Here is a 22,785-nt window from a genome sequence, read left to right as displayed (position 1 = left end):
TTTCCCTCCGTTTCAAAATTGATATTCAAAACGTTTTCGTTTCACAAAGTAAGAGCCGTGGGTAAACCCGATTTTTTGAAGCATGTGAATGGCCTCGGGAATTCCCACGCCTAAATTTTCCGCCCTGTGGGCGTCGCTGCCGGTGGTGACAAATCTGCCGCCCAAAGCATAATACCGTTTTAAAATATCTTCATCCGGCATAAAGTGCTTCCAATCCGTGGCCATGCCGGAGGTGTTCACCTCTAAGGCCTTTCCGGTTTTTACAACAGCCGCAAGCACCTGGTCAATCAGCGGATAAAATTCTGCAATGTCAAGCCCGCGGTTTGCCCGGCCGTTGATGTAGCGCAGTGGAAACGTTAAATGTGCGATCACATCAACGTCTGCTTTCTCTGCTGTTTTTCTAAGTTCTGAATAATAAGCTTCAACAAATTTTTTTAAAAAGTCCATGTCGGCCTTTTGTGCCGACTGCAGCAAATCGGAACCAAATGTATGGTCGGGGAAAAAGGCAGAATACATTTTTGTGGAGTGAATAGAACCCAAAATACAATCCAAATCCATTTCATAGTAGGGCGCCGGATCCTGTCCGCCGATAAACTGGTCTGCCAGCTCCACGCCTGCATAAACCTGAAGCTTTCCGCCAAGTTCTTCGTTCTTTCGCTTTGCCGCCGCCACAGATTGCCGTATATGTTCATAAGCGGGAAAGCCGGGCGTGTCCGGCTCGTTATGGTCTGTCACTGTAATTGCGCGCATTCCAAGGGCAAGCGCCCGGCCGCACATTTCATCCAGGGTGGATTTCCCGTCCTTAGAATAGGTGGTATGCAGATGACAGTCATAAATTTCCAAAACAGTTCACTCCTTTTTAACATTATAATCAGTATAACACAACTATACCGCTTAAATCAAGCCCAGGCAGGCACATAATTGCACAAAAACACAAGAGCTGCCCTACGCAAACAGTCAACAGTTTGCACATGGGCAGCTCCCTCGCCGTGATACGTTTTTTTGTGTTACTTCTTTCGCTTCTTCAAACCAATACACTCACATGTTTCACTTCAAATAAAACTACTTCTTCTACGGAACTTACAGTACCTCATTCGGCAAAACCACTTTTCCATTCATCAAAACAAAATCAATCATTTCAAACTAAAAAAGCTGTTTTTGTAACATTTACGTTTCACCGTCTGAATGTTTGCTCAATTTCCTTCGCACAACGCATCACGATTTATATCAGTAACGAACGCTTTCTGATATGGTATTTTCATCATCTCGTTTAAAACGGCCAATGCTTTAAACGTCCGATTTTATCATATCACCGCTTCGTTACAATCATAGTTTGTGCTGCTAAAGCTTTTTTATATCAAGAAAATTTTGTAAATTTTTTAAATGGTTAAAATACCTTTGTCCGACTCCAGCAGCATCAGAATTTTTTCCTCCCGGCCGGTTTCCGCATTGATATAAATTAAGAAATTATTTTTTCCCAAAGTACCTTTAAGCTCATAGCAGAACACTTCACGCTTGCTGTCAAGGGGAATATAGGCTTTTGAAACCGTGTCCACAGATAGGTGTGTGCCTGCCTTTTCACGGGCCTCCTGCTCGCTGATAATGGTCTGGGGAATTTCCCGGTCCCTGTGGCACATAATGTAGCCTAAGGACTCAAATCCCACAATTTCCCCGTTGTCTAATGCAATCTTTACCTTAATCAGATCGGGATACATGGTAGTGCCGTCTTGAAAATAAGCATAGTTCACGGTGGCCACATTGTCCGCCACGTCGTAATAGCTGCTTTTCATATTCGGGTAGCCCCGCTGAGACAAAAACAGCTCTCCTGCCGACATGGCCTGTTCCACGCTGAGCCGTTCCTCTTTCACTTCCCTGGAGTCCAGCATCCAAAGCACCATGCCGCCCTCCTTTGTCACCTCAACGCTGATAGAGCCATTGTCCGAATTGCCGGAAAACATATAGGTTTCTATCTGTCCGCTGCCGTCGCTTTCATATGCCACCTTTGATGCGCGCTCCTCGCCCAAAAACAGCTTGACAACACTTTCCGCGGTAAACCTGGAAATTTGTTGATTTCCTTTTAACAGTTCCGGCTCTGTGGTCTGCAAATGCTCGGAAAACGGGCCGTCGTAAATTAAAGAGGGATATTCCTGGGGCATCGACTCAATCAGCGTCATGCCGTCTTGAAAACTGTCGCCGTCCGCGTGCACCACAAAGGGATTCCGTACCTTTAAAGACTCCACCCGCATGGTGTTGTCGTAAACGGCGCTTTCCATTTTGGAAAATTCTTCGTTCACCGCCTCGGCATAGGCCGAAAGGCTCGCCAGGTTTTGATATTCCTCCTCCGTCACCTCACCGTTCCCAATCACTTTCCGGGACAGGTAGGACGAATAGTCCCCCACATGGGACAAAAATTTCGATGTGTTGTCAAAGGAAGCGTTCTCCACCGGCATTTGCGCAAGGCAGGCCTTTGCCGCCTCCGCCTGCATATAAAGCTGGGCGGACAGGGTGGACATCTGGCCCGCATCCCTTGCCAGCATGGTTTTTTTTAGCTCCACGTCAATGTCGTTTAAATAGTCTGCCATGTCGTGGAACGACCGCATATAGGTGTTGTGCAGCTCTTCCCGCAGGCCGTCGGCCTGTTTATAGTAATAAACGCCGCCCAAAGCCACCACCGCCAAAGATACAAGGGCTATGGTCAGCACGGCATAAAAACCTTTTGATTGATTGTTTGCCTTTTTTGACATGTGTTTTCATCCTCCTATTTCGCAAATCTGTGGCTGCCAATGATTTTAATGACCTCACGGGAATAAATCCACTTGTTTGTGGTCTTTTTCGGGTTATAATAATAAATTGCGCCGCCTGTGGGGTCCCAGCCGTTCATGGCGTCGCGGCAGGCCTTGTAAACCGAAGACCCCTCGCTGATGGGCACGTTAATCTGCCCGTCCACCGTTGCGGTGAACGCCCCTTTTTGATAAATCACACCGGAGATGGTGTTGGGAAAAGACGGGTGCTTCACCCTGTTTAGAATAACAGCCGCAACAGCCACCTGGCCTGCATAGGGCTCGCCCCGTGCCTCGCCGTTTACACATCTTGCCAAAAGCTGAAGCTCATTTTTATAATTTCCCGCCGCCATTACCTGTTCCTGCTTGCCAATGGTCACAAAGGCAACCTGCATGGTGAAAATAAGTATGAACGAAACTGCCGCCAAAATATATTTTTTCATAAAACCGTTCCTTTCCTTTTTTGGTTACAGTTATTTTCTGTAAATTCAGAAAATATATGCACGGTTTAGAAAAAAATCCCCCGCCTTCCAACGAAAGCGGGGGATGGGGTTTAAAACCCAAATAACTTCAGTGTTTTTTCAATTTCCCTGTCCCAGTAAACCCAGCTGTGGTCGCCGGGGGACTCGGCATAGGTATAGTCAAACGAAAGCGTTTCCATAAAGTTTTTAAATTTAACGTTTCCTTTATATAAATAGTCCTCCGTGCCGCACCACTGATAAAACTTGGGCTTCACAGGGCTTTGGTCTGCCAGTTCCGCCATGGTGAAAAGGTCCTGCTCCTCCGGCACGAATTCGCTTCCGGCAATAAGCTCATACCGCTTTTCGTCCAGCTTTAAAAGGGGCTTCATATCAAGCGCCCCGGAAAAAGACGCGGCCCACTCATACCGGCCGGGGTTTTTAAACGCAATTCGAAACGCGCCATAGCCGCCCATGGAGGCCCCGGCAATAAACCGGCGGTCTGACGCGGGAAATGTGGCTTCAACCATGTCCGGCAGTTCCTTTGCAATATAGTCATAATAATTTAACCCATACTTTTCGTTCATATAAAAGCTTTTTCCAGCGTAGGGCATCACCACAATAATTTTCTTGTTTCTCACATACCGTCCAATGGCGGTATATTTGTCCCACGAGCGGCTCCCGCTTCCCAAGCCGTGCAAAAGATATAAAACGGGGAGCCGCTCCCCTTTTTGAATTCCCTCCGGCAGATGCAGGTTGATGTCTGTGTCGCAGGCAAGCTGTTCCGACCGGTAGGTCATTTCAATGTGTGCCATTTTGTTGCTCCTTCCAGGGTTTTAAAAAAATTATTTGTCGTTGGTCACGTCGCCGTTGTTCCACAGCGGAATTGCTTCTCCCAAATATTGGGGCTTTTGGCGGGCCATTACCTTCACCATGTCTTTGCACCGGGCAAGCATCTCCCGCACCTCGCGCCGGGCCTGCCCCGCATATTGCCGCTGGTCTGAAGAGACGCCGCAAACGTCAATTCCAAGCTTGTCCCCAATGTAGAGCGCCCTGTATAAGTGGTATTTTTGCGTAACCACAATCAAGTTTTCCGCACCGAAAATTTCTTTGGCACGATACATGCTGTCGTAGGTGGAAAACCCGGCATGATCCATAAAAATATCCTCCGACGGAACGCCGCACGAAACGGCATAGTCTTTCATGGCGTTCACTTCGTCATAATGCTCCCGGCCGTGGTCGCCGCTCATAACCAGTTTCGGCGCGGCGCCGTCTTTATAAAGCGCAATGCCATAGTCCAGCCTGTCCCGCAACATGTAGCTCAGCGTGCCGTTGTCATACACCGCGGCGCCCAAAACCACAATACAGTCGGCCTTTCCATTATTATACGCCTCCGGCGCAGGAAAAATACGGTTCTTTACCTTATTTTTCATATACACGTTCATGCCCAAAACGGCTGCCGCACAAAGCACCGCCGCGGCTATCACACAAATTGCAATGCGAAAAATTATTTTTTTCATACGCGCACCCCTTTGTTTGCTTTTAAACACAATCATCTACCATTGATCTGCTTCAAATTTCATTTATTTAATAAAGCCACGCATTCCACATGCGCCGTATGGGGGAACATGTCAACCGGCACGGCGCGGGTTAAGCGATATCCGCCGTCAGCCAAATACCGCGCGTCCCTTGCAAGCGTTGCCGGGTTACACGAAACATACACAATGCGCTCAGGCCGTGCCGACAAAATTGCCGACAGGGTTCTTTCATCGCTGCCCTTTCGCGGCGGGTCTAAAAACACAACGTCGGGTCTGATATCCCGGCCGATTAAATCCGGCACAACCTGTTCCGCCGCCCCGCAGTAAAATTCAGCATTTTTAATGTTGTTTCTCTCTGCATTCACACCTGCGTCTAACACTGCTTCCTTCACAATTTCCACGCCAATTACCCGCTTTGCCAGCTTTGCCGCGCAGAGGGAAATGGTTCCAATGCCGCAGTAAACGTCTAAAACCGTTTTTGTGCCGTCAAGCTCTGCAAGGCTCATTGCAGTTTGATACAGCACCTGCGTCTGCACGGGATTCACCTGGAAAAAGCTGTGGGGCGAAATGGAAAAGATAAGTCCCATCAGTTCATCTTCAATGGTATCGCTGCCCCACAATGTAATATTTTCATCCCCAAGCACCAAATTGTTTATTTTTTGATTTACATTTAAAACCACGCTTTTTAGGCAATATCCTGCAAATTCTGTTTCCCGCAGGGCGGAAACGAGTCTGTCCAAATGTCTGATGCGCTCTGTAAAAGAGGAGATTACCACCATAAGCGCTTTGGTGTGAAATCCGGTGCGGACAAAAACCCGCCGCACGGTTCCGTACTTTTTCGCCTCGTGAAAGGGGGCGATGCTTTCGTCATTTAAAAACTGCACCACGCAGGAAAGCGCCTGCATGGCAGCCTCCTCCCCGGCCAAACAGCTGTCAAGCGGCACAATGTCATGGCTTTTGGGGGCGTAAAACCCGCCCACGGCCTTGCCGCCTGCCTGTCCCACAGGGAACACCATTTTGTTGCGGTAGCAAAAGGGCCTGTCCATACCCAAAGCGTCTGAAATTTCTACCGTCTGCAAATCAAACCCGCCGATGCGGGCAAGAGCGTCGGTAATCGTCTGCTTTTTTATTGCAAGCTGCTTTTCATATTGAATGTGCGAAAGCGGGCAGCCGCCGCATGCAGACGACGCCCGGCAAAAACTTTCCTGCCGGAAAGGTGAAGGCGCAAGCACCTGAACCGCTGCCGCCGTGGCATAGGTCTTGTGCACGGTTAAAATGTTTGCCAAAACCAAATCGCCCTCGCAGGCGCCGATTACAAAAATTACAAAGTGATCTATTTTTCCAATTCCGCGCCCGTCCGGCGCGGTATTTAATATGTTCAGCTTGATTGTGTCACCCGGCTTCAATGGCAATGCTCCTTTTAAAATGATTATGTCAAGTATATCATAACCACGCAAAAAATACAACTGAATTGTATTGACAAACCCTGCTTTTCGGTATATAATTTTATACAATATCAAATGATAAAATTAATTTCAATTGTAAATTGCTTTCGGGAGTATGATATGACTGAACAAAACGGACTTTTTATTGTGTTTGCGTTTGTGGTTGCGCTGATTGTGGCCTATGCCACAACGCCGCTTTCCATTAAGCTTGCATTTAAAATCGGCGCGCTGGACGTTCCGAAGGACAACCGGCGGATGCATAAAAAACCAATTCCCAGAATCGGCGGAATTGCCATTGTCTACGGCTTCCTCATCAGCGTGTGCTGTTTTTCCAGCTTCATGGTGGACGGGGCTTTAAACAAGCCGCTCATTGGCATTTTAATCGGCTCTATGATTATTTCTGTGCTGGGCTTTTTAGACGATTTAAAACCAAAGCCGGCCCTTTTAAAATTCGTAATACAAATCGCCGCGGCCTGCATTCCGGTGCTTTTGGGCGTGCGGGTCATTGCGGTTGCAAACCCCATGAACGGCCTTTTGGTGCGCGTGCCCGAATGGCTTTCCATCGGCGGCAGCGTTTTGTGGATTGTGGGCGTTACCAACGCGGTGAACTTAATCGACGGGCTGGACGGGCTTGCCGCCGGCGTGTCTTCTATTGCCGCCGTGGCGCTTTTGTCCATTCTTTTAATGCAACACAACGCCAATGCCACCATGCTGATTTTGGCAGCCGCTTTGGCGGGCTCGTGCTTCGGCTTTCTGCCCTTTAACTTTAATCCCGCCAAAACCTTTATGGGGGACACCGGGGCAACGTTTTTAGGCTTTGTTTTAGCATGTATCTCCATTCAGGGACCCTTTAAAACCTATGTGGCTTTTGCTCTGCCGTTTTTAATTTTGGGGCTTCCGATTTTCGATACTCTGTTTGCCATTATCCGAAGGCTTTTAAAAGGCCAGGGTATTATGACGCCGGACAGAGGCCATTTGCACCACCGGCTGATTGACATGGGCTTTTCCCAGCGCTCCGCCGTGATTATACTCTACGCGCTGTCGGCAATTCTGGCAATCAGCGCCATTGTGATGTTCGTGTCGAACTTCCTGCGGGCGTTTGTTCTGTTTTTGTCCATTGTGCTGTTTGCGGTGTTCACCATGATGAGCCGCACAAATTCTGCCGATAAGCAGGAGGACGAAAGTACGGAAACCGAAAGTCCCCAGGACGCACAGCCCGGCGCTGAATGTGTGACGAAAAAGACAGAAAAATAGTTTATTTTAACGATAATCATAAAAAAGAAGGTATGCTTTTTCATATCTTCTTTTTACATTTCAAAAAGATTGATACGAAAAGAAAGGTTTAAACAACATGGAAAAGCTAAAGGTAATGACGGTTTTCGGCACCCGGCCGGAAGCGATTAAAATGGCTCCGCTGGTAAAAGTTTTGGAACAGCGGGAGGAAATTGAATCCGTTGTGTGCGTCACCGCGCAGCACAGGCAAATGTTAGACCAGGTAATGGACATTTTTAATATCCGCGCGGATTTCGACTTGGACATTATGAAATCGGGGCAAACCCTGTCCGACATAACGGCGCGGGTGATGAAAGGCATTGAAGAAACCATAAAGGCCGCCCGGCCCGACATTGTTTTGGTTCACGGCGACACCACCACTACCTTTGCCGGTGCTCTGGCCTCGTTTTACTGCCAGACCAAAATCGGCCACGTGGAGGCAGGCCTGAGGACCTACGACAAATATTCCCCTTTCCCTGAGGAGATGAACCGGTGCCTCACCACCTATCTTGCCGACCTATATTTTGCACCTACCATTAACAACGAAAATAATTTGTTAAAAGAAAATGTGAACCCCTCTGACATATACGTCACAGGCAACACCGTGATTGACGCAATTAAACACACCGTTCAGCCAAATTACGTGTTTCACGACGACACCTTAAAACAGATTGATTTTGATAACAAACGGGTCATTTTGGTAACCGCCCACCGGCGGGAAAACCTGGGCGAGCCGCTGCAAAACATTTGCCGGGCAATTTTAAACGCAGCAAACGCCGCGGAGGACGTGGAAGTGGTTTACCCTGTGCATTTAAATCCACTTGTTCGGAACACGGCAAACGAAATTTTGGGAAACCACAGCCGCATCCATTTAATCGACCCGTTAGACGTTACTGAGCTTCACAACCTGATGGACCGGTGCTATATGGTGATGACCGACTCCGGCGGCCTGCAGGAGGAAGCTCCCTCTCTGGGCAAGCCCGTACTGGTTTTAAGAAACGAAACCGAGCGGCCGGAGGCCGTGACCGCCGGAACGGTGAAAATTGCCGGCGTAGACGAAAACCACATCACCGATCTGGCAAAAACCCTGCTGTTTGATAAAACCGAATATGAGAAAATGTCCAAAGCCGTGAACCCCTATGGGGACGGCTTAGCGTCGGAACGCATTGCAGACGCGATTCTATACGCCTTTGGAAGAAAGGCCGAAAAACCTTCAAATTTCAGCTATTAAAGGAGCGTATGTTTATGGCGGAAGAAGACAGAATGAAAAAAATCGTTTCCATGCCCCAGCAGGAGTATGAAGAGCTGCTGGCAAACCTCATTGTGAAGTATTACCACCCCGGATTTGACGAAATTCAGTTTAACCTGCGGGACAAAAACCGCCTGAGCCTCATGCGGTTTATCGTTATGCTGAACGCAAAATTCAAGGCAACGGGCAGGGTTGTGCCCCTGCTGAAAATTGCGGCCCAAACGGCTGACATTCAGGGCGGCTTTGTGCTTACCGATGGGGCTAATACCATCGACTGCACGCTGGCAACGCTACTGCAAAATGACGAAAGCCTTCTTCCCGTTTAACCGCGCGGTCTTTGCGCGTCAATTAGAAAAAACATAACTGGTGAAAAAAATGATATTTAAAAAACATTTACGGCCGGCGGCCATAACTGCCATCGGCTTTTTGGTTCTGATTTTATCCGGCGCATGCCTGCTTTCCCTCCCTTTCAGTGTTCGCGACGGCGTGCGCCTCTCTTTTTTAGACGCTTTTTTTACCGCCACCAGCTCTGTCTGCGTGACGGGATTGGTGACTGTTGACCCCTTCGACACCTTTACCGGCTTTGGTCAAACCGTCATTGCCCTGCTTATTCAGGCCGGCGGCCTGGGTATTTCGTTAATTGGCGCGGCGTTTATGCTCGCCCTTCGCAAGCGCATTGGTTTAAACGAGCGGCTTTTGCTGAAAGAGTCCATCAATTTAGGCTCCTTTGAGGGCCTTTTAATGCTTTTGAAAAAAATTTTTCTCATTACTATTGCCTTTGAGCTTTCCGGCGCTGTTTTAAGCTTTTTTTCCTTCTACCCACAATATTCCTTTTGGCGCGCTGTGCAAATTTCGGTGTTTCACGGCATTTCTGCGTTTAACAACGCCGGGTTCGACATTTTGGGCGGCATGAAAAGTCTTACGGACTATTCGGGAGACGTGCTGTTGAATATCGTTACCTGCACGCTCATCTTTTTTGGCGGAATTGGGTTTTTAGTCATTCACGACCTTACCTCCACCATAAAATTCCGCACCGTGAAAAAGCTTCGTTTTCATACAAAGGCGGCGCTTTTCATGAGCTTGGGGTTAATTCTTGCCGGCACGCTTTTGCTGAAGCTGACAGGTGATTTCACCTGGCTGGAATCACTTTTTAACAGCGTGTCTGCCAGAACGGCAGGGTTTGCCACCCATAATCTGGGCGCGTTTCCCAGCGCAGCCCTTCTGGTGATGATTGCGCTGATGTTTATCGGCGCTTCCCCCGGCGGCACCGGCGGCGGCATTAAAACCACCACGCTTTTTTGCGCATTAAGCTCCACTGGCGAGGCGGCGGGCCTGCATCCCGGCTCGTTTTTCAAATATAAAATCGCACGAAACACCATTGTCCGCTCGTCGCAAATCATCACCCTGGCTTTCACTGTGGTGATTGTGGGAACCTTTCTGCTGCTGTTTTTTGAACCGGGCATGAGCTTTTCCCAAATTCTGTTCGAGGTGGTTTCCGCTTTCGGAACGGTGGGGCTTTCCTGCGGCATTACGCCGGAGCTTTCCTCCGCCAGCAGAATTGTGTTAATTTTTATTATGTATATCGGTAGAATTGGTGTTTTAACGGTGGCCACCATGTGGCACTCGGAAGATGACAATACCTTTTCTTACCCGGAGGGCTATTTGTCCGTTGGGTAAGATAAAACGAAAGGCGGAAAAGAGATGCGCAACACAAAAAATGATGCATCGTACGATGCGAGAAACATCAAAAACGGAAGCAAAATCCCTGTGGAATATTATTCCGACCAGCCCTATGTTGTGGAGGCGGACGACGGCGCGTGGGTGCTTGTGGTGACCACCGGGGCAGGCATGGAGGGCGACGCCGGCCAGCACGTGATTTCAATGCGCAGCACAGACTGTGGCAAAACCTGGACAGACGTAACCGACGTGGAATCCGCAAGCAGCCCCGAATCCTCTTATGCGGTGCTTTATAAAACCAGTTCCGGCAGAATATACTGCTTCTATAACTTTAACGCAGACAACACAAGAAGCATTTTGGCAGACGATCCTCCCTTTGAAAACGGCGTAACCACCCGGGTAGATACGCAAGGTCATTTTGTGTTTAAGTTCAGCGACGACTGCGGGCGCTCCTGGTCAAAGAACTGGTACGACATTCCCCTTGAAAATTATCAGGTGGATTTAGAGAACCCCTACGGCGGAAAAATCAAGTTTTTCTGGAATGTAGGCAAGCCATTTTCTTATAACGGCGGGGTGTTTGTTCCCCAATATAAGGTTGGCAAATTCGGAGAAGGTTTTATGTATCATTCCGAAGGGACGCTGTTGTTTTGTCAAAACATCGAAACGGAAACAAACCCCGAAAAGCTTACCTGGGAGACGTTTCCCAAAGGCGGCAGGGGCATTCGTACAGACCGGGCGGTGAGCAATATCTCAGAGGAGCACAGCTTTGTTGTGCTGAGCGACAACAGCATTTTCTGCACCTTCCGAACGGTGACCGGCCATCCCTACTGTGCCTACAGCCGTGACGGCGGCGTGAGCTTTTCGAAGCCCGAGCCCCTCACTTATGATAACGGGCGGCAGTTGAAACACCCGCGGGCGGCCAACTTCATTTGGAAGTGTGAAAACGGAAAATATTTATACTGGTATCACAACAACGGCTGCCGGTGGTATGAGGAGCGGAACCCGGCCTGGCTGTGCGGCGCGGTGGAGGCCGACTCTCCCCAGGGCAAAATTTTAAGGTTTTCCCAGCCGGAAATTGTGTTGTATGACGACGACATTAACATTCGCATTTCCTACCCCGACCTCATTGAAGCAAACGGGGAATATTACATAACCGAAACCCAAAAACAGAACGCGGCGGTGAACCACATTGATAAAAATCTGATTGAGGGCCTCTGGGCGCAGTTGGAGAACGCAGGACGCGTACCAAAAAACGCTGCGACCCTTGAAAACGGCAGCGCCATGCCCTACCTGCAACCGTTCACCGTGAAAGATTTTGAGGCGGAGATCGACTGCCGCTCAAAATTCATCAATTGCGGCTTTACATTAGATTTCGACATCACGGGAGCAAACGGCATGCTGCTCTCCACCGTAGAAAACGAAAAGGGAATTGCCGTTGAACAAAAAGACGGGCAACTGATATTCTCCATTGGCGACGGCAAGTTCTGGTGCACCAAAACGACAGGAGAAAATGCCTTATCCTCCGGCCCACACCACGTCACTATCATTGTGGACGGCGGCCCCAGAATTGTAATGTTTGTAATTGACGGCGTTTTATATGACGGCGGAAACGAGCAAATGTTTGGCTTCGGCTGGTTCAACCGCTATCTGTCCGATATAAATGGCGCGAAAGATATAAAAATTAACAATAACACTAAAAATGTGAAGCTTTATCTCAAGGCGCTGACGGTGAGCGAAGCCATCGCCCTCGCTTAACTGGCTTTTCATCAAAAAAGGAGGCTTTTTATGCCGCTGCAATTTGTGCTCGGACGGGCAGGAAGCGGAAAAAGTGAATACTGCGTGAAACAGGCGGCTCAGGCGGAGGAAAAAGGCTTGCGCACATTGATGATTGTTCCGGAACAATATTCCCATCAGGGCGAGAGCGCCTTTTTAAACGAAAAGGGCTATATTCACGACGATTTTAACGTAACCTCCTTTGGCCGCCTTGCGAAAAAACTCATTGCCGGCGCGGGCCTGAACCATAATCCCACAGACGGCGCAGGCAAAGCCATGCTGGTGTTAAGGGCCTTTGGCAGCTGCAAAAACAAGCTGGTGTTTTACCGCACGGCGGCGGACAAGCAGGGCTTAATCCGTCTATTTATGGATGCGGTTTCCGAACTGAAAAAAGGGCAGGTAACGCCGGAAGCGTTGCGGGCAGCAGCAGAAAAAACAGAGGAACACCTGTTTTCAGCGCGGCTGCGCGACCTTTCTTATATCTATGAAGCATATAACAAGCTTCTGTCTGAAAGCATTTCAGACAGCGACGACGATTTAACGCTGATGGCGTCTTTGTGCTTTGACAGCGACTATATTAAAAATGCAAATATTTTTATTGACGAGTTCTATCGATTTACACAAAACGAGCTTGCCTGCATTGAAGCGTTTCTGGCGGTGGGCGCCTCTGTCACTGTGGCCTTGACCATGCCCGGCGAGCACGTGCCCCCCAACTCGGTTTTTGCAAGCGCAAACAACACGAAAAAGGCCTTAGAACGCATTGCGCAAAATGTGGGTGCAAAGGTTCTGCCGCCTGTAGTACTGAATCTTGCGCCGCGTTTTTCCTCTCCGGAGCTGTCTGTTTTGGAACAGGCCATGTCCGGCAAAAAAGCGGTTTGGAAAACAGACGCCCCCGCCGACGTTTCCCTCTATGTTGCAAAGGGCAAATATGAAGAGGCGGTATATGCAGCGGCGGCAATCAAAAAATTTGTGAAAGAAACCGGGGCAAGCTACCGCGAAATTGCTGTGATCACCGGTGACTACGACGGATATGCCGACCTCATTCAGTCCGTTTTCCCTCTGTATGACATTCCGGTTTTTGCCGACACGCGCCGGGATTTTTTAAACCACCCCATTGTTTTATACCTGTTTTCCCTGTTCGATTTGCTCTTGGGCATCACCACAAAGCGTGTAACGGCCTATATGAAATCGGGCTTTGCGGATATCAGCGAGGAGGAGGCGTTCCGCCTGGAAAACTATGCGTTAGCCGGTGCAGTGGAATTTGGCGACTGGCTCAGCGACGAACGCTTTCTGCGCAAAGCAAGGGGCGTTTTTGACAGTGAAGACGCGCAGACGGACGAAGCCGCATCTTGCCTGGAAGTGAAAAATCGTCTGCTGAAACCCGTTTTGCTACTGAAAGAAACAATTACGGCAGCAAAAACCGTTGGCGGCCGCATTGCTGCTTTTCTGTCCTTTTTTGAAGCGACTCATCTGCAGGAAAAAAATGAACAGCTTATCAGCAAGTTTCAGGCAGAGGGCCTGCTGCGCCAGGCGGACGAATATACAGAAGTATATAATATTTTAACGCAAACCTTTAGCTTGATGGAAGAGTTGCTGGGAAACGAAACCATAGGCCTTTCCGGCATGCGGGCAATTTTAGAAGCCGGGCTTTCCCAAAAAAGCATTGGAGTGATTCCAACGGTTTACGACCAGGTATCGTTCGGTGATTTAAACCGCTCCGTAATCAAAAACGTCCGCGCGGCCTTTGTTATCGGCGCAAACGACGGAATATTCCCGCCCGCCCCCGCCCCCAGCGCCCTCCTGTCCGACAGCGAACGGGAATTTTTGCTTTCGCAGGGTATATCTGTGGCACCTGATGCAAAAAAACTGATCAGCGACGCAGAATTTTCGGTTTACACTGCTGTGAACATCTGCCGGGAAAAGCTGTTTGTTTCCTACCCCGTGGGGGACGATTTTGGCGGCGGCCTGCGCCCCTCTATGTTCATATCAAAATTAAAGCGCACCTTTCCCGGGCTGAAAGCTTCAAACGAGCTCAGCTTAAAAGAGCAGCGGCCGGAAACAACGGTAGCCTCCAAGCAGTCGGCCTATACCTATGTTTTAACGCATATGGACCAGCTGGGCGAAAACGACGCGGTAAAAGCCCTGTTTTCTGTTTTGATGGAGGATGAAGCTTACCGGCAGAGGCTCGAGAGGGCCCAGCGGTTCTTTAAATATACAAACACAGCCGGAAAACTTTCAAACGACACGGTTCTAAACCTTTACGGCAGCAGTTTATACGGCAGCGTTTCCCGCTTTGAGCGGTATTCTGCGTGTCCGTTTTCATTTTTCATTGAGTATGGGTTAAAGGCAAAGGAACGAAAGGTGTTAAAGGTGGAGGCGCCGGATATTGGCAGCCTGCTTCATGAAATTATTGAGCGGTTTTCCGCAGAAATGAAAAAACAAAATCTGTCTTTTCGCACCATTACGCCAGATGAGCAGCGCGATATGACAGACGCCATTATAGAAAATTTATTTAGCACTATGTTTATTAAAAATATATATAGCGCCGGCCGGCTGGAAGCCCTGAAAAAAAGGCTGAAAAGCCTGGTTTCAAAATCTGTTTGGGCCATTTGTGAACATGTGGCCCGGGGAGAATTTGAACCAGCGGCATTTGAAGTGAAGTTCGATAAAAACGGCGAATTGCCTCCTGTAACCGTTACGCTGCCCGGCGGCGGCGAAGTTACCATGTCTGGCAGAATTGACCGGATTGACACCTTATCCCGCGGCGGGAAGCTCTATTTAAAGGTCATAGACTATAAATCCGGCGCAAAGGGATATTCTCTGGCGGACATTTTTAACGGCACAACCCTGCAGCTCGCCGTATATATGGCGGCCGCAGCAAAAGGAATTGCGGAAAAAACAAACGGTGACACAGAATTCGGCGGCATGTTTTATTTTCGGTTAGACGACCCGGTGTTAGACGGCACACCGGAAACCGGAGCTGACAACGCCAAGGATATAAAAGCCTTTAAAATGAGCGGTCTTTCCTCCGACGACCCAGAGGTTATCCGCGCAATCGACGGAGAAATCAGCGGCTGGTCGGCCGTAATTCCCGTTTACTTAAAGTCAGACGGAACCGTGTCCAAATCGCAGTCGAAAACCGCCAGCAGAGAACAGTTTGAAACGTTAAACCGGTATATTCATAACACGCTTATAAAAATCGGGCAGGAAATTATGGGTGGAAATGTGGATATTCGGCCTGTGAAATCTGGAAAAGCTCTCCAATGCTCTTTTTGCAAATATGTATCTGTGTGCGGATTCGACCCGAATATCCACCCGTGCCGCAGGGCCTTTGAGTTTTCATCTGACGATGAAGTGTGGAACAAAATGAATTAAAACCTCTGTGGCAACGCACCACCCCGGACCCGTTTGGCAGGTCCTATGTCAAGCCCTGTTCGGGCTTTGACACTGAAAATATCAGTGATTTAAGAACCTTTTTCCCGCCTCATTTTTTCAAGCTTTCGAAACGAATCCAACATCTGTGTCAGGTTATCCTCTATGAACCGCGCCTCGTAATCGTCGCAATCTTTCATGAGTAAACTGATTTTTTTGATGTATGCCTGTTTGGCATTGATCATAGAATCACACAAAAGTGTGTCGGGAGAAACTTCAAGTTCGTTTGCAATATCGAGAAAAATAGGCAGGCTCACCGTGGTGTTACCCGTTTCAATGTTGCTGAGGTGTTTGCTGCTGATATGAACTTTCTCAGCCAGCAATTTTTGCGATATGTTGGCTTTCGTTCTGGCCATTTTAATTCTTCTACCGAGTGCTTTTAAAATCTAATTCCAAAATAACCACTCCCTTTTCAAAATACGACAAATATTGTATCGCAAAAATCAGAAGAATAAAATAAACTAATAAAGGTTTTTCCTTAATTAGTTCCTATTATGGAAGAATATAACAAATATAGAATTGTTACATTTATTTATATTTTATAATGTTTTAAAGCGAAATACAATACCACATAAAAATCGTGACATAAACTGTCAGAAAGGGACTGATTTTGAAGAAAAATGGTTATAAAAAAACCTGCGCGAACTGCGCAGGTTTTTGGTCTTTTTTTACTCTTTTTCGCTCAGTTTCAGCAACATGGCAGCTGCATTTTTCCTATGAGTTTCAAGACTTGGCGTCCCCTCCTCCGGAACAAACATAATCCCTGCATAAACGTCGTCAATAAAAAACTGCATGTCTAAAAGCAGCTTACTGTTTGTTAGCTTTACAGCAACCGCTTTGTCGTCACGGTAAACCAAGCTGCCACTATCAAACTGTGAAATATCAACATAGTTTTCCAGGGGTTCTAAAAAATCCTTTGATTGAAACCGATTCAAGTTCGTGCCGTCTAAAAGCACCAAATCCGACTGGGCATAGGCTATGGTGTTTTCAAACTTGCTGATGGCCAGAGAGTCCTCGTCGCTCTTCCCGCCTTCTGTAATATAAAGGGCGTTGGTAGAAATCTGCTTTGTGCCGTTGCCGTCTGCATCTTCAATCACACCCTCCAGCCTGGATTGAAACTCAAACTCCTGTGTGGTGAGCGGACGGGCAAACACCGCCAGCACGCTGGCGTCTGACGGCTCCTCCACGCTGGAAAAATTTATCATTGCAATCATCACGACAAAGAAAATTACAATCCCTCCCAAAAAGGGCCATTTATAATAATACCAAAAATTTTCCAATGAAGAGAGCAAAAAACCTTTTTCTTTTTTTTCTGCCATGAAATCCCGCCTTTTTCTAATAATATCTTTAGTATAGCAAGATTTTGCAAAATAATCAAGACCAATCTTTTCCCCCAATCATAAAAAAAGTATGAACATTGGCATATAGCGCTTGATTCACCCCTCGAACAGGCGTATAATGAAGACAAACTGATAAAAAGGAGAACTACATTTATGCTTGCAAAAAAAATTACTTCTTTTCTGCTGTGCGCGGCGCTGCTTGGCAGCGTTCCTGTGGCAATGGCGGAGGAAGACTATGCAACAAGGGGCGACGTTGCCGCCATGCTGCTTTCCGCGGCAGACGACTATAACCCTGCAGTTCAAAAAACGGATATTATAAAAGGCTATGAAGACGGCCAGCTTCACGAGGAGCGGTCCGTTACCAGGGCTGAGGCATTGGTGATGTTAAAGCGCGCCTTTGGCGAGCTTCCACAGCCCACAGGCCACAACGCCAGAGTGGCTATTCCAATGGAGAGCTTCACCGATATTCCCGAATGGGCAAAAACCGAGCTTTCAGGCGTGTTTCAAGCAGGAATTGTGGCCGGAACTGCCCCGGGCGTTTTTTCGCCCAACCAGAACGTAACAAAAGATCAGATGGAACTGTTCATCGACAGAGTGTTTTCCCTTTACGGCACAAATTTAAAAGACGACTTTTATGCCGCGGTGAACAAGGACAAGCTAAACAGCCTGGAAATAAAACCGGGCAGAACCATCAGCGGCACGCTGTATGATTTGAACGACAAAAGTACCGAAAATGTGGATGCCATTATCAAAGAAATTATCGGCGGTACATATGAGGCCGGCAGCAAAGAACAAAAAATTGCTGACTTTTATAAAAACATCACAGACATGGAGTCGCGAAACAAGGCCGGCATCGCCCCCATTCAACCATATCTTGATTTGGTTGACTCTGCCAAAACAACAAAAGATTTAATCAACGTGCAAAACACCTTGTCACAGGAAATGTATATAACGCCGTATATGGGCTTTAATCTGTCGGTAGACTTAAAGGACAGCACGAAATATATGCCTGTATTCAACACTTTTTCTCCCAGCCTGCCCAAAGACACCTATCAAAACGGCGCAGAAACGCAGAAAAACAGCTATATAAATTATTTAAAAAACCTGCTGGTTTTAGGCGGTGAACCGGAAGATAAAGCAGCAGAAATGGCGCAGAAGTGCTATGACATGGAAGCGGAAATTGCCGCCTCTATGATGAACACCGAAGACGGCAACAACGTGGATAAGATATACAACGTCTTCACCATGCAGGAAATTAAGGACATGTTCCCGAACGTGGATATTGACGCGGTGTTTGAAGCGTCCGGTCTTTCCAAAGCAGACAGCTTCGTTATTTTTGACGTAGAACGCACCAAGGCGTTTGCCGGCATTTTCAGCGATAAAAACACCGAAACCTTAAAGGCATGGGCAAAAATCAGCCTGCTCTCCGGCTGGGGCGGCGCGCTGAACCAGGAATTTATCGACGCGGCCGACAAGTTTAACCAGGAATTTATGGGCACCGCAGGCAGTTATTCGCCGGAGGAGCGTGCGGCCATGACGCTGCAAAGCACCATGCCGGACTATATCGGAGAAATTTATGCAGAAAAATATTTCACGGAAGAAGCAAAGCAGGACGTGGAAAAGATGGTGCAGGACATTATATCCGTTTATAGAAAGCGGATTGAAAACCTTACCTGGATGAGCGGCGCCACAAAAGAACGCGCCCTGAAAAAGTTAGACACCATGGGCATTAAAATTGGCTATCCCGACAAATGGGAAACGTATTTAGACGGAGCGGAAATCCGATCCGCGGCAGACGGCGGAAGCTATTTTGCCAACATGTTAGAGATTGCTGCAGCCCAGCGGGAATATACCCTGTCGCTGCAAAATAAGCCTGTGGACAAAACACAGTGGATTATGTATCCCTTCACAGTGAACGCCTGCTACAGCGCAACCCAGAACGACATCACGTTCCCGGCGGCAATTCTGCAGGCGCCTATGTATGATGTAAATGCCTCCTACGAGCAAAACCTGGGCGGCATTGGCTACATCATTGCCCATGAAATCACCCACGCTTTTGATAACAACGGCGCAAAGTTCGACGAAAACGGCAACGCCGCCGACTGGTGGACAGAAGAGGACTATGCGGCCTTTCAAAAGCTGTGCGACGAAATGGTAAGCTTTTACGACGCTCAGGAGGGTGTTCCCGGCATTCCCATGAACGGAACGCTCACCTTAAGTGAGAATGTTGCGGATCAGGGAGCGGCTGCCTGCATTACGGAAATTGCAGCCGGACTTGACAACCCGGACTTTAAAACCCTTTACACCAGCATGGCGAACTGCTGGGCGTCTACCGCCAGCAGAGAATATTGCCAGTTTGCGTCCCAGGCAGACGTGCACAGTACGGAAAAGCTCAGAGTGAACCGCGTGGTGGTAAATTTAGACGAATTTTATGAAGCCTTCGACATTGATGAAAACGACGGGATGTGGGTAACTCCCGAAAACAGAGTGAAAATTTGGTAAAACATACACATTAAATAACCCCTCGTATATGAAGTGAACCCAAAAGTTTAGACTAAATTTAATATTAACTTTCTTGTGAATGAGTTCGGTATTGCTCCGGACTCATTCCTTTTAATTTCAAGGATATTCTATCATTGTATTCTGATGAAATTACTGAAATTAAATTTGCTGCATATGTTCTATATTGAATATATATAACACCATTAAGCTTAACCATACGTTGTCACGTTTTCATTAAGCGAATGGGAATATACAAATATATGCATACATATTGGCCGTTAAAACTCATCTATTATACCAAAATCTGCATATTCAAAAATACGTGCATCTTTATCAGGATTTATTGCAATTATAGCATCTGCATTTTCAATTGCTACGGTATGATGAACTGCTCCTGATATTCCTATAGCAATATATATTTTGGGGCAAACCGTTTTCCCTGTAAGACCGATTTGAGCGCTATATGGGATTTTTCCCATATCAACAAGGCCACGAGAAGCGCCAAGCTCGGCATTATATTTCAATGCAATTTTTTCTAATTTATCTATTTTATTTGCAACACCTTTGCCACCGGAAACAATAATGTCGGCAAAATCAGAGGTTGTGCGAACTGTTGCCATTTGGGGTTTCGTCTTGCACTCAATTTTGGCAATTATATTTCCGCCAAGAGCAGGTCGATACATATATAATCTTTCACCATCATTTTCAAGTGCAGTACAATCAGCACACAAACCTGTTTCCAAAAGCGATGCCACAATTGGTGCGTTTTTTCTACCCCATAAATCTGCACTCCAAAGAATAACATCGGGACAATCTTTTCTTGCTATTTCTGCAATTTTAAATGGATCTTTTTCATCAAGAACAATAACATTTTCTGCAATTGCAAACGCTTCTTGCTCAACTTCTTTTCCGATTGCCCATACCGATTTTAATTTTGTTTTACTCGGACTAAATTCAATACCCGATTTTTCTTTTTTAAGCAAATCATCAATTAAAGAATCTAACTCATGAAAAGAAATAAATTTACAATGTCGTTTACCTTTTTCGTTTTCAAAGGTTTTTAATACTTGGGTGGGAGATCCATTTAGCCCACATTTACTTAAATCTGCCTTCAAATCAATATTGTTCCAGAGCATAGGAGTTCCCGCTTTTGAAAATATACTCGGGAATCTAAGTTCGTTTATCCTCTCTACTGTAATTAATGCAGGAAGTGTGCAAGTTTCATCTTTAATACGAGTTTTACAACTTAAAGTGTTATCGTTTAAAGAAACATCCAAAACATTTGTTATTAGATTAATATTAAGTCTTGTAGCAAGGGACGGGCCCACCTGCGCTGTATCACCATCAATGGTTTGTCTTCCGCAAATGATTAAATCATAGTCGATTTTATTTATTGCACAAGACAAAATATATGATGTTGCCAAAGTATCAGACCCTGCATAAGCACTATCTGTTATAGATATAACTTTAGCACCAAGTCTTGTTAAGCGAGTAAGTTCATTTATAGCAGATGGTGGTGCCATAGACACCACCGTTACATCATCACTAAGTCTAAGCGCTATTTCCAACGCACAGGCATCAAATGGATTTATCTCGCCTTTGATTATTTTTGCACACACAACTATTTTCATAAATTAATCCTCATTATAAACTAATTCTAATGCCTGTTGTATTTTTTTGTATTTTTCAAAAAGTGATTTATATTTTTTATTGTTTTCAATATTTGGCACAGTTTCGGATATAGTTTCATTACATATATTCAGGGCATCTACTGCCGAATCCCATACACCTATTGCAACACCAGCAAGCATTGCACTTCCAAAAGATGAATCAGAATATTTATTTTGAACCAATGTTATTCCAAGACTGTCGGCTAATATTTGACGCCAAAGGGCACTTTTTCCGCCACCGCCTATAACAACTGCCTTTTTATCATACTTGATACCAATTTTTTTCAAAGCATCCAAACAATCCATCATAGACATACAAACACCTTCCATTACAGCTCTTGCAAAGTGTGATTTTGTATGATACGCTCTGACACCTACGAAACTTGCACAAAGTTTAGGATTTTGATAAGGTGTAAGTTCTCCATTAAGATACGGATGAAAAACAAGACCATCCGATCCTATAGGCAGCATTTCCGCCTCATTATCTAATTCTTTGTAATCCCCGCCAAAAGTATCGCGAAACCATCTATAAGATGCGGCGCAAGCTTTTGTTGCAGTGCCAGGATACCAAAGTCCGTCAATAAAATGCGAATAATTTATAAGATTTTTGTCAGGATACGTCTTATCTGTAATGACACAAATTCTACCTGCAGTGGCAAGCTTAATCGTCATAGCTTCTTTTTCTATACCGCCTGCGGCAAAAACCTCCATAACCGTATCGGTGCTTCCGCAAATAACAGGTGTACCTTCAAAAAGTCCTGTATCTTCAGCAGCCTCTTTTGTTATTTTACCAACTAAATCCGTAGGGCTTACAATTCGAGGGAGTTTTTCTGTATCAAAATCTATAATATCGCATAATTCCTTTGACCAACACTGTTTGTTATAGTCAAAGAGCATACTACCCTCAGCCTCAATATTATCAGTTACATAATCATCTGTTAATTTATGGCGTACATAATCTTTTGCAAAACAGATTTTTTCAACATTTTCCCAAACTTCAGGTTCATTTTCCTTTATCCACATAAGCTGTGGCAGAGTCCATATTGTTCCCGGATTGTGTAAAACTTGTTTCAAAATAATATGGTAGTATTTTTCATTTAGAATTGCAACTTCTTTTTGTGTTCTTGTGTCTGTCCAATATATGCTTGGTCTTAAAACATGAAAATCCTTATCCATAACAACTGCAGTATGTGTTGCGGCATCTAGTGCAACTGCTTTAATATCCGATGGGTTGATTTTACTTTTTTCAAGAACTGCCTTGATATTTTCTTTGGTCGCAATGTACCAATCTTCAGGATTTTGCTCTACCCATCCATTTTGTGGATAATATGTATCGTATTCGTATGTGGCAGTTGCTGTAATCTCACCATTTTCGCAAAGAAGTGTGGCTTTAGATGCGCCCCCACCAAAATCAATTCCTATTAAATACTTCATATATCCTTACCTACCTCAAAGTTTTTTCCATAAACTCCCGGAACAACGCCTCTTTTCAACAAATTGTCATTATCTTCGTGTGCGATTATCCACTTATTTTTTTTAAACATTTTTTTGTCTTTTGGTGTGTGTTCTAAATTTGTGTTTGTGCCTTTTGGCAATGCAACCACCACTCCAAAGCCATCTTTTGTAACTTCGCAAGGACAAAAATGCAA

The 22,785-nt window shown here is 46.3% G+C and carries 17 protein-coding genes and 1 pseudogene; 7 read left to right on the top strand and 11 right to left on the bottom strand.

Going from position 1 to position 22,785, the window contains the following annotated elements; translation table 11 throughout:
• Positions 1 to 12: 12 nt before the first annotated feature.
• The 6 genes and pseudogenes from WIG73_RS00150 to rlmD all read right to left on the bottom strand — a co-directional run bounded on the left by WIG73_RS00150 (position 13) and on the right by rlmD (position 6,182).
• On the bottom strand, positions 13 to 843 hold the full coding sequence (locus WIG73_RS00150; RefSeq protein ID WP_337398753.1) for a histidinol-phosphatase HisJ family protein: 831 nt from the start codon (positions 841 to 843) through the stop codon (positions 13 to 15).
• A 536-nt stretch (positions 844 to 1,379) separates the two neighbouring features.
• Positions 1,380 to 2,744 (bottom strand): germination protein YpeB, encoded by a 1,365-nt coding sequence (ypeB, locus tag WIG73_RS00145; protein WP_337398752.1) that lies wholly within the window; start codon positions 2,742 to 2,744, stop codon positions 1,380 to 1,382.
• A gap of 14 nt (positions 2,745 to 2,758) precedes the next feature.
• Positions 2,759 to 3,112: pseudogene (locus WIG73_RS00140) on the bottom strand (cell wall hydrolase); the annotation flags it as partial.
• Positions 3,113 to 3,333: 221 nt separating this feature from the next.
• A complete protein-coding gene (locus WIG73_RS00135) occupies positions 3,334 to 4,053 on the bottom strand; it encodes an alpha/beta hydrolase family protein (RefSeq protein WP_337398751.1) in 720 nt (239 codons plus the stop codon).
• A 30-nt stretch (positions 4,054 to 4,083) separates the two neighbouring features.
• A complete protein-coding gene (locus tag WIG73_RS00130) occupies positions 4,084 to 4,758 on the bottom strand; it encodes an ElyC/SanA/YdcF family protein (protein WP_337398750.1) in 675 nt (224 codons plus the stop codon).
• Positions 4,759 to 4,817: 59 nt separating this feature from the next.
• The gene (gene rlmD, locus WIG73_RS00125) at positions 4,818 to 6,182 is read right to left on the bottom strand and encodes a 23S rRNA (uracil(1939)-C(5))-methyltransferase RlmD (RefSeq protein ID WP_337398749.1); all 1,365 of its coding nucleotides are present in this window, start codon (positions 6,180 to 6,182) and stop codon (positions 4,818 to 4,820) included.
• A gap of 159 nt (positions 6,183 to 6,341) precedes the next feature.
• Here rlmD and WIG73_RS00120 point away from each other — a divergent pair, with 159 nt between their 5' ends.
• From WIG73_RS00120 to WIG73_RS00095, 6 genes are all read left to right on the top strand, one after another.
• Positions 6,342 to 7,475 carry an MraY family glycosyltransferase gene (locus WIG73_RS00120; protein ID WP_249313606.1) on the top strand — a complete coding sequence of 378 codons (1,134 nt, stop codon included), beginning with the start codon at positions 6,342 to 6,344 and terminating at the stop codon, positions 7,473 to 7,475.
• 97 nt (positions 7,476 to 7,572) lie between these two features.
• Positions 7,573 to 8,724: a UDP-N-acetylglucosamine 2-epimerase (non-hydrolyzing) gene (gene wecB / locus WIG73_RS00115; protein WP_177679860.1), complete on the top strand. Its 1,152-nt coding sequence runs from the start codon at positions 7,573 to 7,575 to the stop codon at positions 8,722 to 8,724.
• 14 nt (positions 8,725 to 8,738) lie between these two features.
• A complete protein-coding gene (locus WIG73_RS00110; RefSeq protein WP_337398748.1) occupies positions 8,739 to 9,068 on the top strand; it encodes a hypothetical protein in 330 nt (109 codons plus the stop codon).
• Positions 9,069 to 9,117: 49 nt separating this feature from the next.
• Positions 9,118 to 10,419: a potassium transporter TrkG gene (locus tag WIG73_RS00105; RefSeq protein WP_337398747.1), complete on the top strand. Its 1,302-nt coding sequence runs from the start codon at positions 9,118 to 9,120 to the stop codon at positions 10,417 to 10,419.
• Positions 10,420 to 10,443: 24 nt separating this feature from the next.
• Positions 10,444 to 12,174 carry a sialidase family protein gene (locus WIG73_RS00100; RefSeq protein WP_337398746.1) on the top strand — a complete coding sequence of 577 codons (1,731 nt, stop codon included), beginning with the start codon at positions 10,444 to 10,446 and terminating at the stop codon, positions 12,172 to 12,174.
• Positions 12,175 to 12,204: 30 nt separating this feature from the next.
• Positions 12,205 to 15,567 carry a PD-(D/E)XK nuclease family protein gene (locus tag WIG73_RS00095; protein WP_337398745.1) on the top strand — a complete coding sequence of 1,121 codons (3,363 nt, stop codon included), beginning with the start codon at positions 12,205 to 12,207 and terminating at the stop codon, positions 15,565 to 15,567.
• Positions 15,568 to 15,656: 89 nt separating this feature from the next.
• On the opposite strand, the gene WIG73_RS00090 is transcribed toward WIG73_RS00095, so the two are convergent.
• Together WIG73_RS00090 and WIG73_RS00085 are read right to left on the bottom strand one after the other, a co-directional pair.
• Positions 15,657 to 16,010, bottom strand: coding sequence for a helix-turn-helix transcriptional regulator (locus WIG73_RS00090; RefSeq protein WP_337398770.1), 354 nt, complete (start codon positions 16,008 to 16,010; stop codon positions 15,657 to 15,659).
• A 282-nt stretch (positions 16,011 to 16,292) separates the two neighbouring features.
• Positions 16,293 to 16,943 carry a hypothetical protein gene (locus WIG73_RS00085; protein ID WP_337398744.1) on the bottom strand — a complete coding sequence of 217 codons (651 nt, stop codon included), beginning with the start codon at positions 16,941 to 16,943 and terminating at the stop codon, positions 16,293 to 16,295.
• 174 nt (positions 16,944 to 17,117) lie between these two features.
• Between WIG73_RS00085 and WIG73_RS00080 the strand changes: the two genes are divergently transcribed.
• Positions 17,118 to 19,466: a M13-type metalloendopeptidase gene (locus WIG73_RS00080; RefSeq protein ID WP_337398743.1), complete on the top strand. Its 2,349-nt coding sequence runs from the start codon at positions 17,118 to 17,120 to the stop codon at positions 19,464 to 19,466.
• Between the two features lie 278 nt (positions 19,467 to 19,744).
• Here the strand turns inward: WIG73_RS00080 and WIG73_RS00075 are convergent, their stop codons facing one another.
• The 3 genes from WIG73_RS00075 to WIG73_RS00065 form a co-directional block, all read right to left on the bottom strand.
• Positions 19,745 to 21,097: an FAD-binding protein gene (locus WIG73_RS00075; protein ID WP_337398742.1), complete on the bottom strand. Its 1,353-nt coding sequence runs from the start codon at positions 21,095 to 21,097 to the stop codon at positions 19,745 to 19,747.
• A 3-nt stretch (positions 21,098 to 21,100) separates the two neighbouring features.
• Positions 21,101 to 22,570 carry a xylulokinase gene (xylB, locus tag WIG73_RS00070; protein WP_337398741.1) on the bottom strand — a complete coding sequence of 490 codons (1,470 nt, stop codon included), beginning with the start codon at positions 22,568 to 22,570 and terminating at the stop codon, positions 21,101 to 21,103.
• A partial coding sequence (locus tag WIG73_RS00065; protein ID WP_337398740.1) for a DUF4867 family protein occupies positions 22,567 to 22,785 on the bottom strand: 219 nt, incomplete at its 5' end. The genes WIG73_RS00065 and xylB, both read right to left, overlap by 4 nt.

The sequence above is a fragment of the Congzhengia sp. genome, assembly GCF_037235575.1.
Classification (GTDB): domain Bacteria; phylum Bacillota; class Clostridia; order UBA1381; family UBA9506; genus Congzhengia; species Congzhengia minquanensis.
Note: the sequence above shows the minus strand (reverse complement) of the source record. Positions and strands in the feature narration are given on the sequence as shown.

Excerpts from the sequence above, each read along its gene's own strand:
- ypeB (WP_337398752.1), bottom strand. The coding sequence starts at position 2,744 with ATGTCAAAAAAGGCAAACAATCAATCAAAAGGTTTTTATGCCGTGCTG.
- WIG73_RS00135 (WP_337398751.1), bottom strand. The coding sequence starts at position 4,053 with ATGGCACACATTGAAATGACCTACCGGTCGGAACAGCTTGCCTGCGAC.
- WIG73_RS00130 (WP_337398750.1), bottom strand. The coding sequence starts at position 4,758 with ATGAAAAAAATAATTTTTCGCATTGCAATTTGTGTGATAGCCGCGGCG.
- WIG73_RS00120 (WP_249313606.1), top strand. The coding sequence starts at position 6,342 with ATGACTGAACAAAACGGACTTTTTATTGTGTTTGCGTTTGTGGTTGCG.
- wecB (WP_177679860.1), top strand. The coding sequence starts at position 7,573 with ATGGAAAAGCTAAAGGTAATGACGGTTTTCGGCACCCGGCCGGAAGCG.
- WIG73_RS00110 (WP_337398748.1), top strand. The coding sequence starts at position 8,739 with ATGGCGGAAGAAGACAGAATGAAAAAAATCGTTTCCATGCCCCAGCAG.
- WIG73_RS00105 (WP_337398747.1), top strand. The coding sequence starts at position 9,118 with ATGATATTTAAAAAACATTTACGGCCGGCGGCCATAACTGCCATCGGC.
- WIG73_RS00100 (WP_337398746.1), top strand. The coding sequence starts at position 10,444 with ATGCGCAACACAAAAAATGATGCATCGTACGATGCGAGAAACATCAAA.
- WIG73_RS00095 (WP_337398745.1), top strand. The coding sequence starts at position 12,205 with ATGCCGCTGCAATTTGTGCTCGGACGGGCAGGAAGCGGAAAAAGTGAA.
- WIG73_RS00085 (WP_337398744.1), bottom strand. The coding sequence starts at position 16,943 with ATGGCAGAAAAAAAAGAAAAAGGTTTTTTGCTCTCTTCATTGGAAAAT.
- WIG73_RS00080 (WP_337398743.1), top strand. The coding sequence starts at position 17,118 with ATGCTTGCAAAAAAAATTACTTCTTTTCTGCTGTGCGCGGCGCTGCTT.
- WIG73_RS00075 (WP_337398742.1), bottom strand. The coding sequence starts at position 21,097 with ATGAAAATAGTTGTGTGTGCAAAAATAATCAAAGGCGAGATAAATCCA.
- xylB (WP_337398741.1), bottom strand. The coding sequence starts at position 22,570 with ATGAAGTATTTAATAGGAATTGATTTTGGTGGGGGCGCATCTAAAGCC.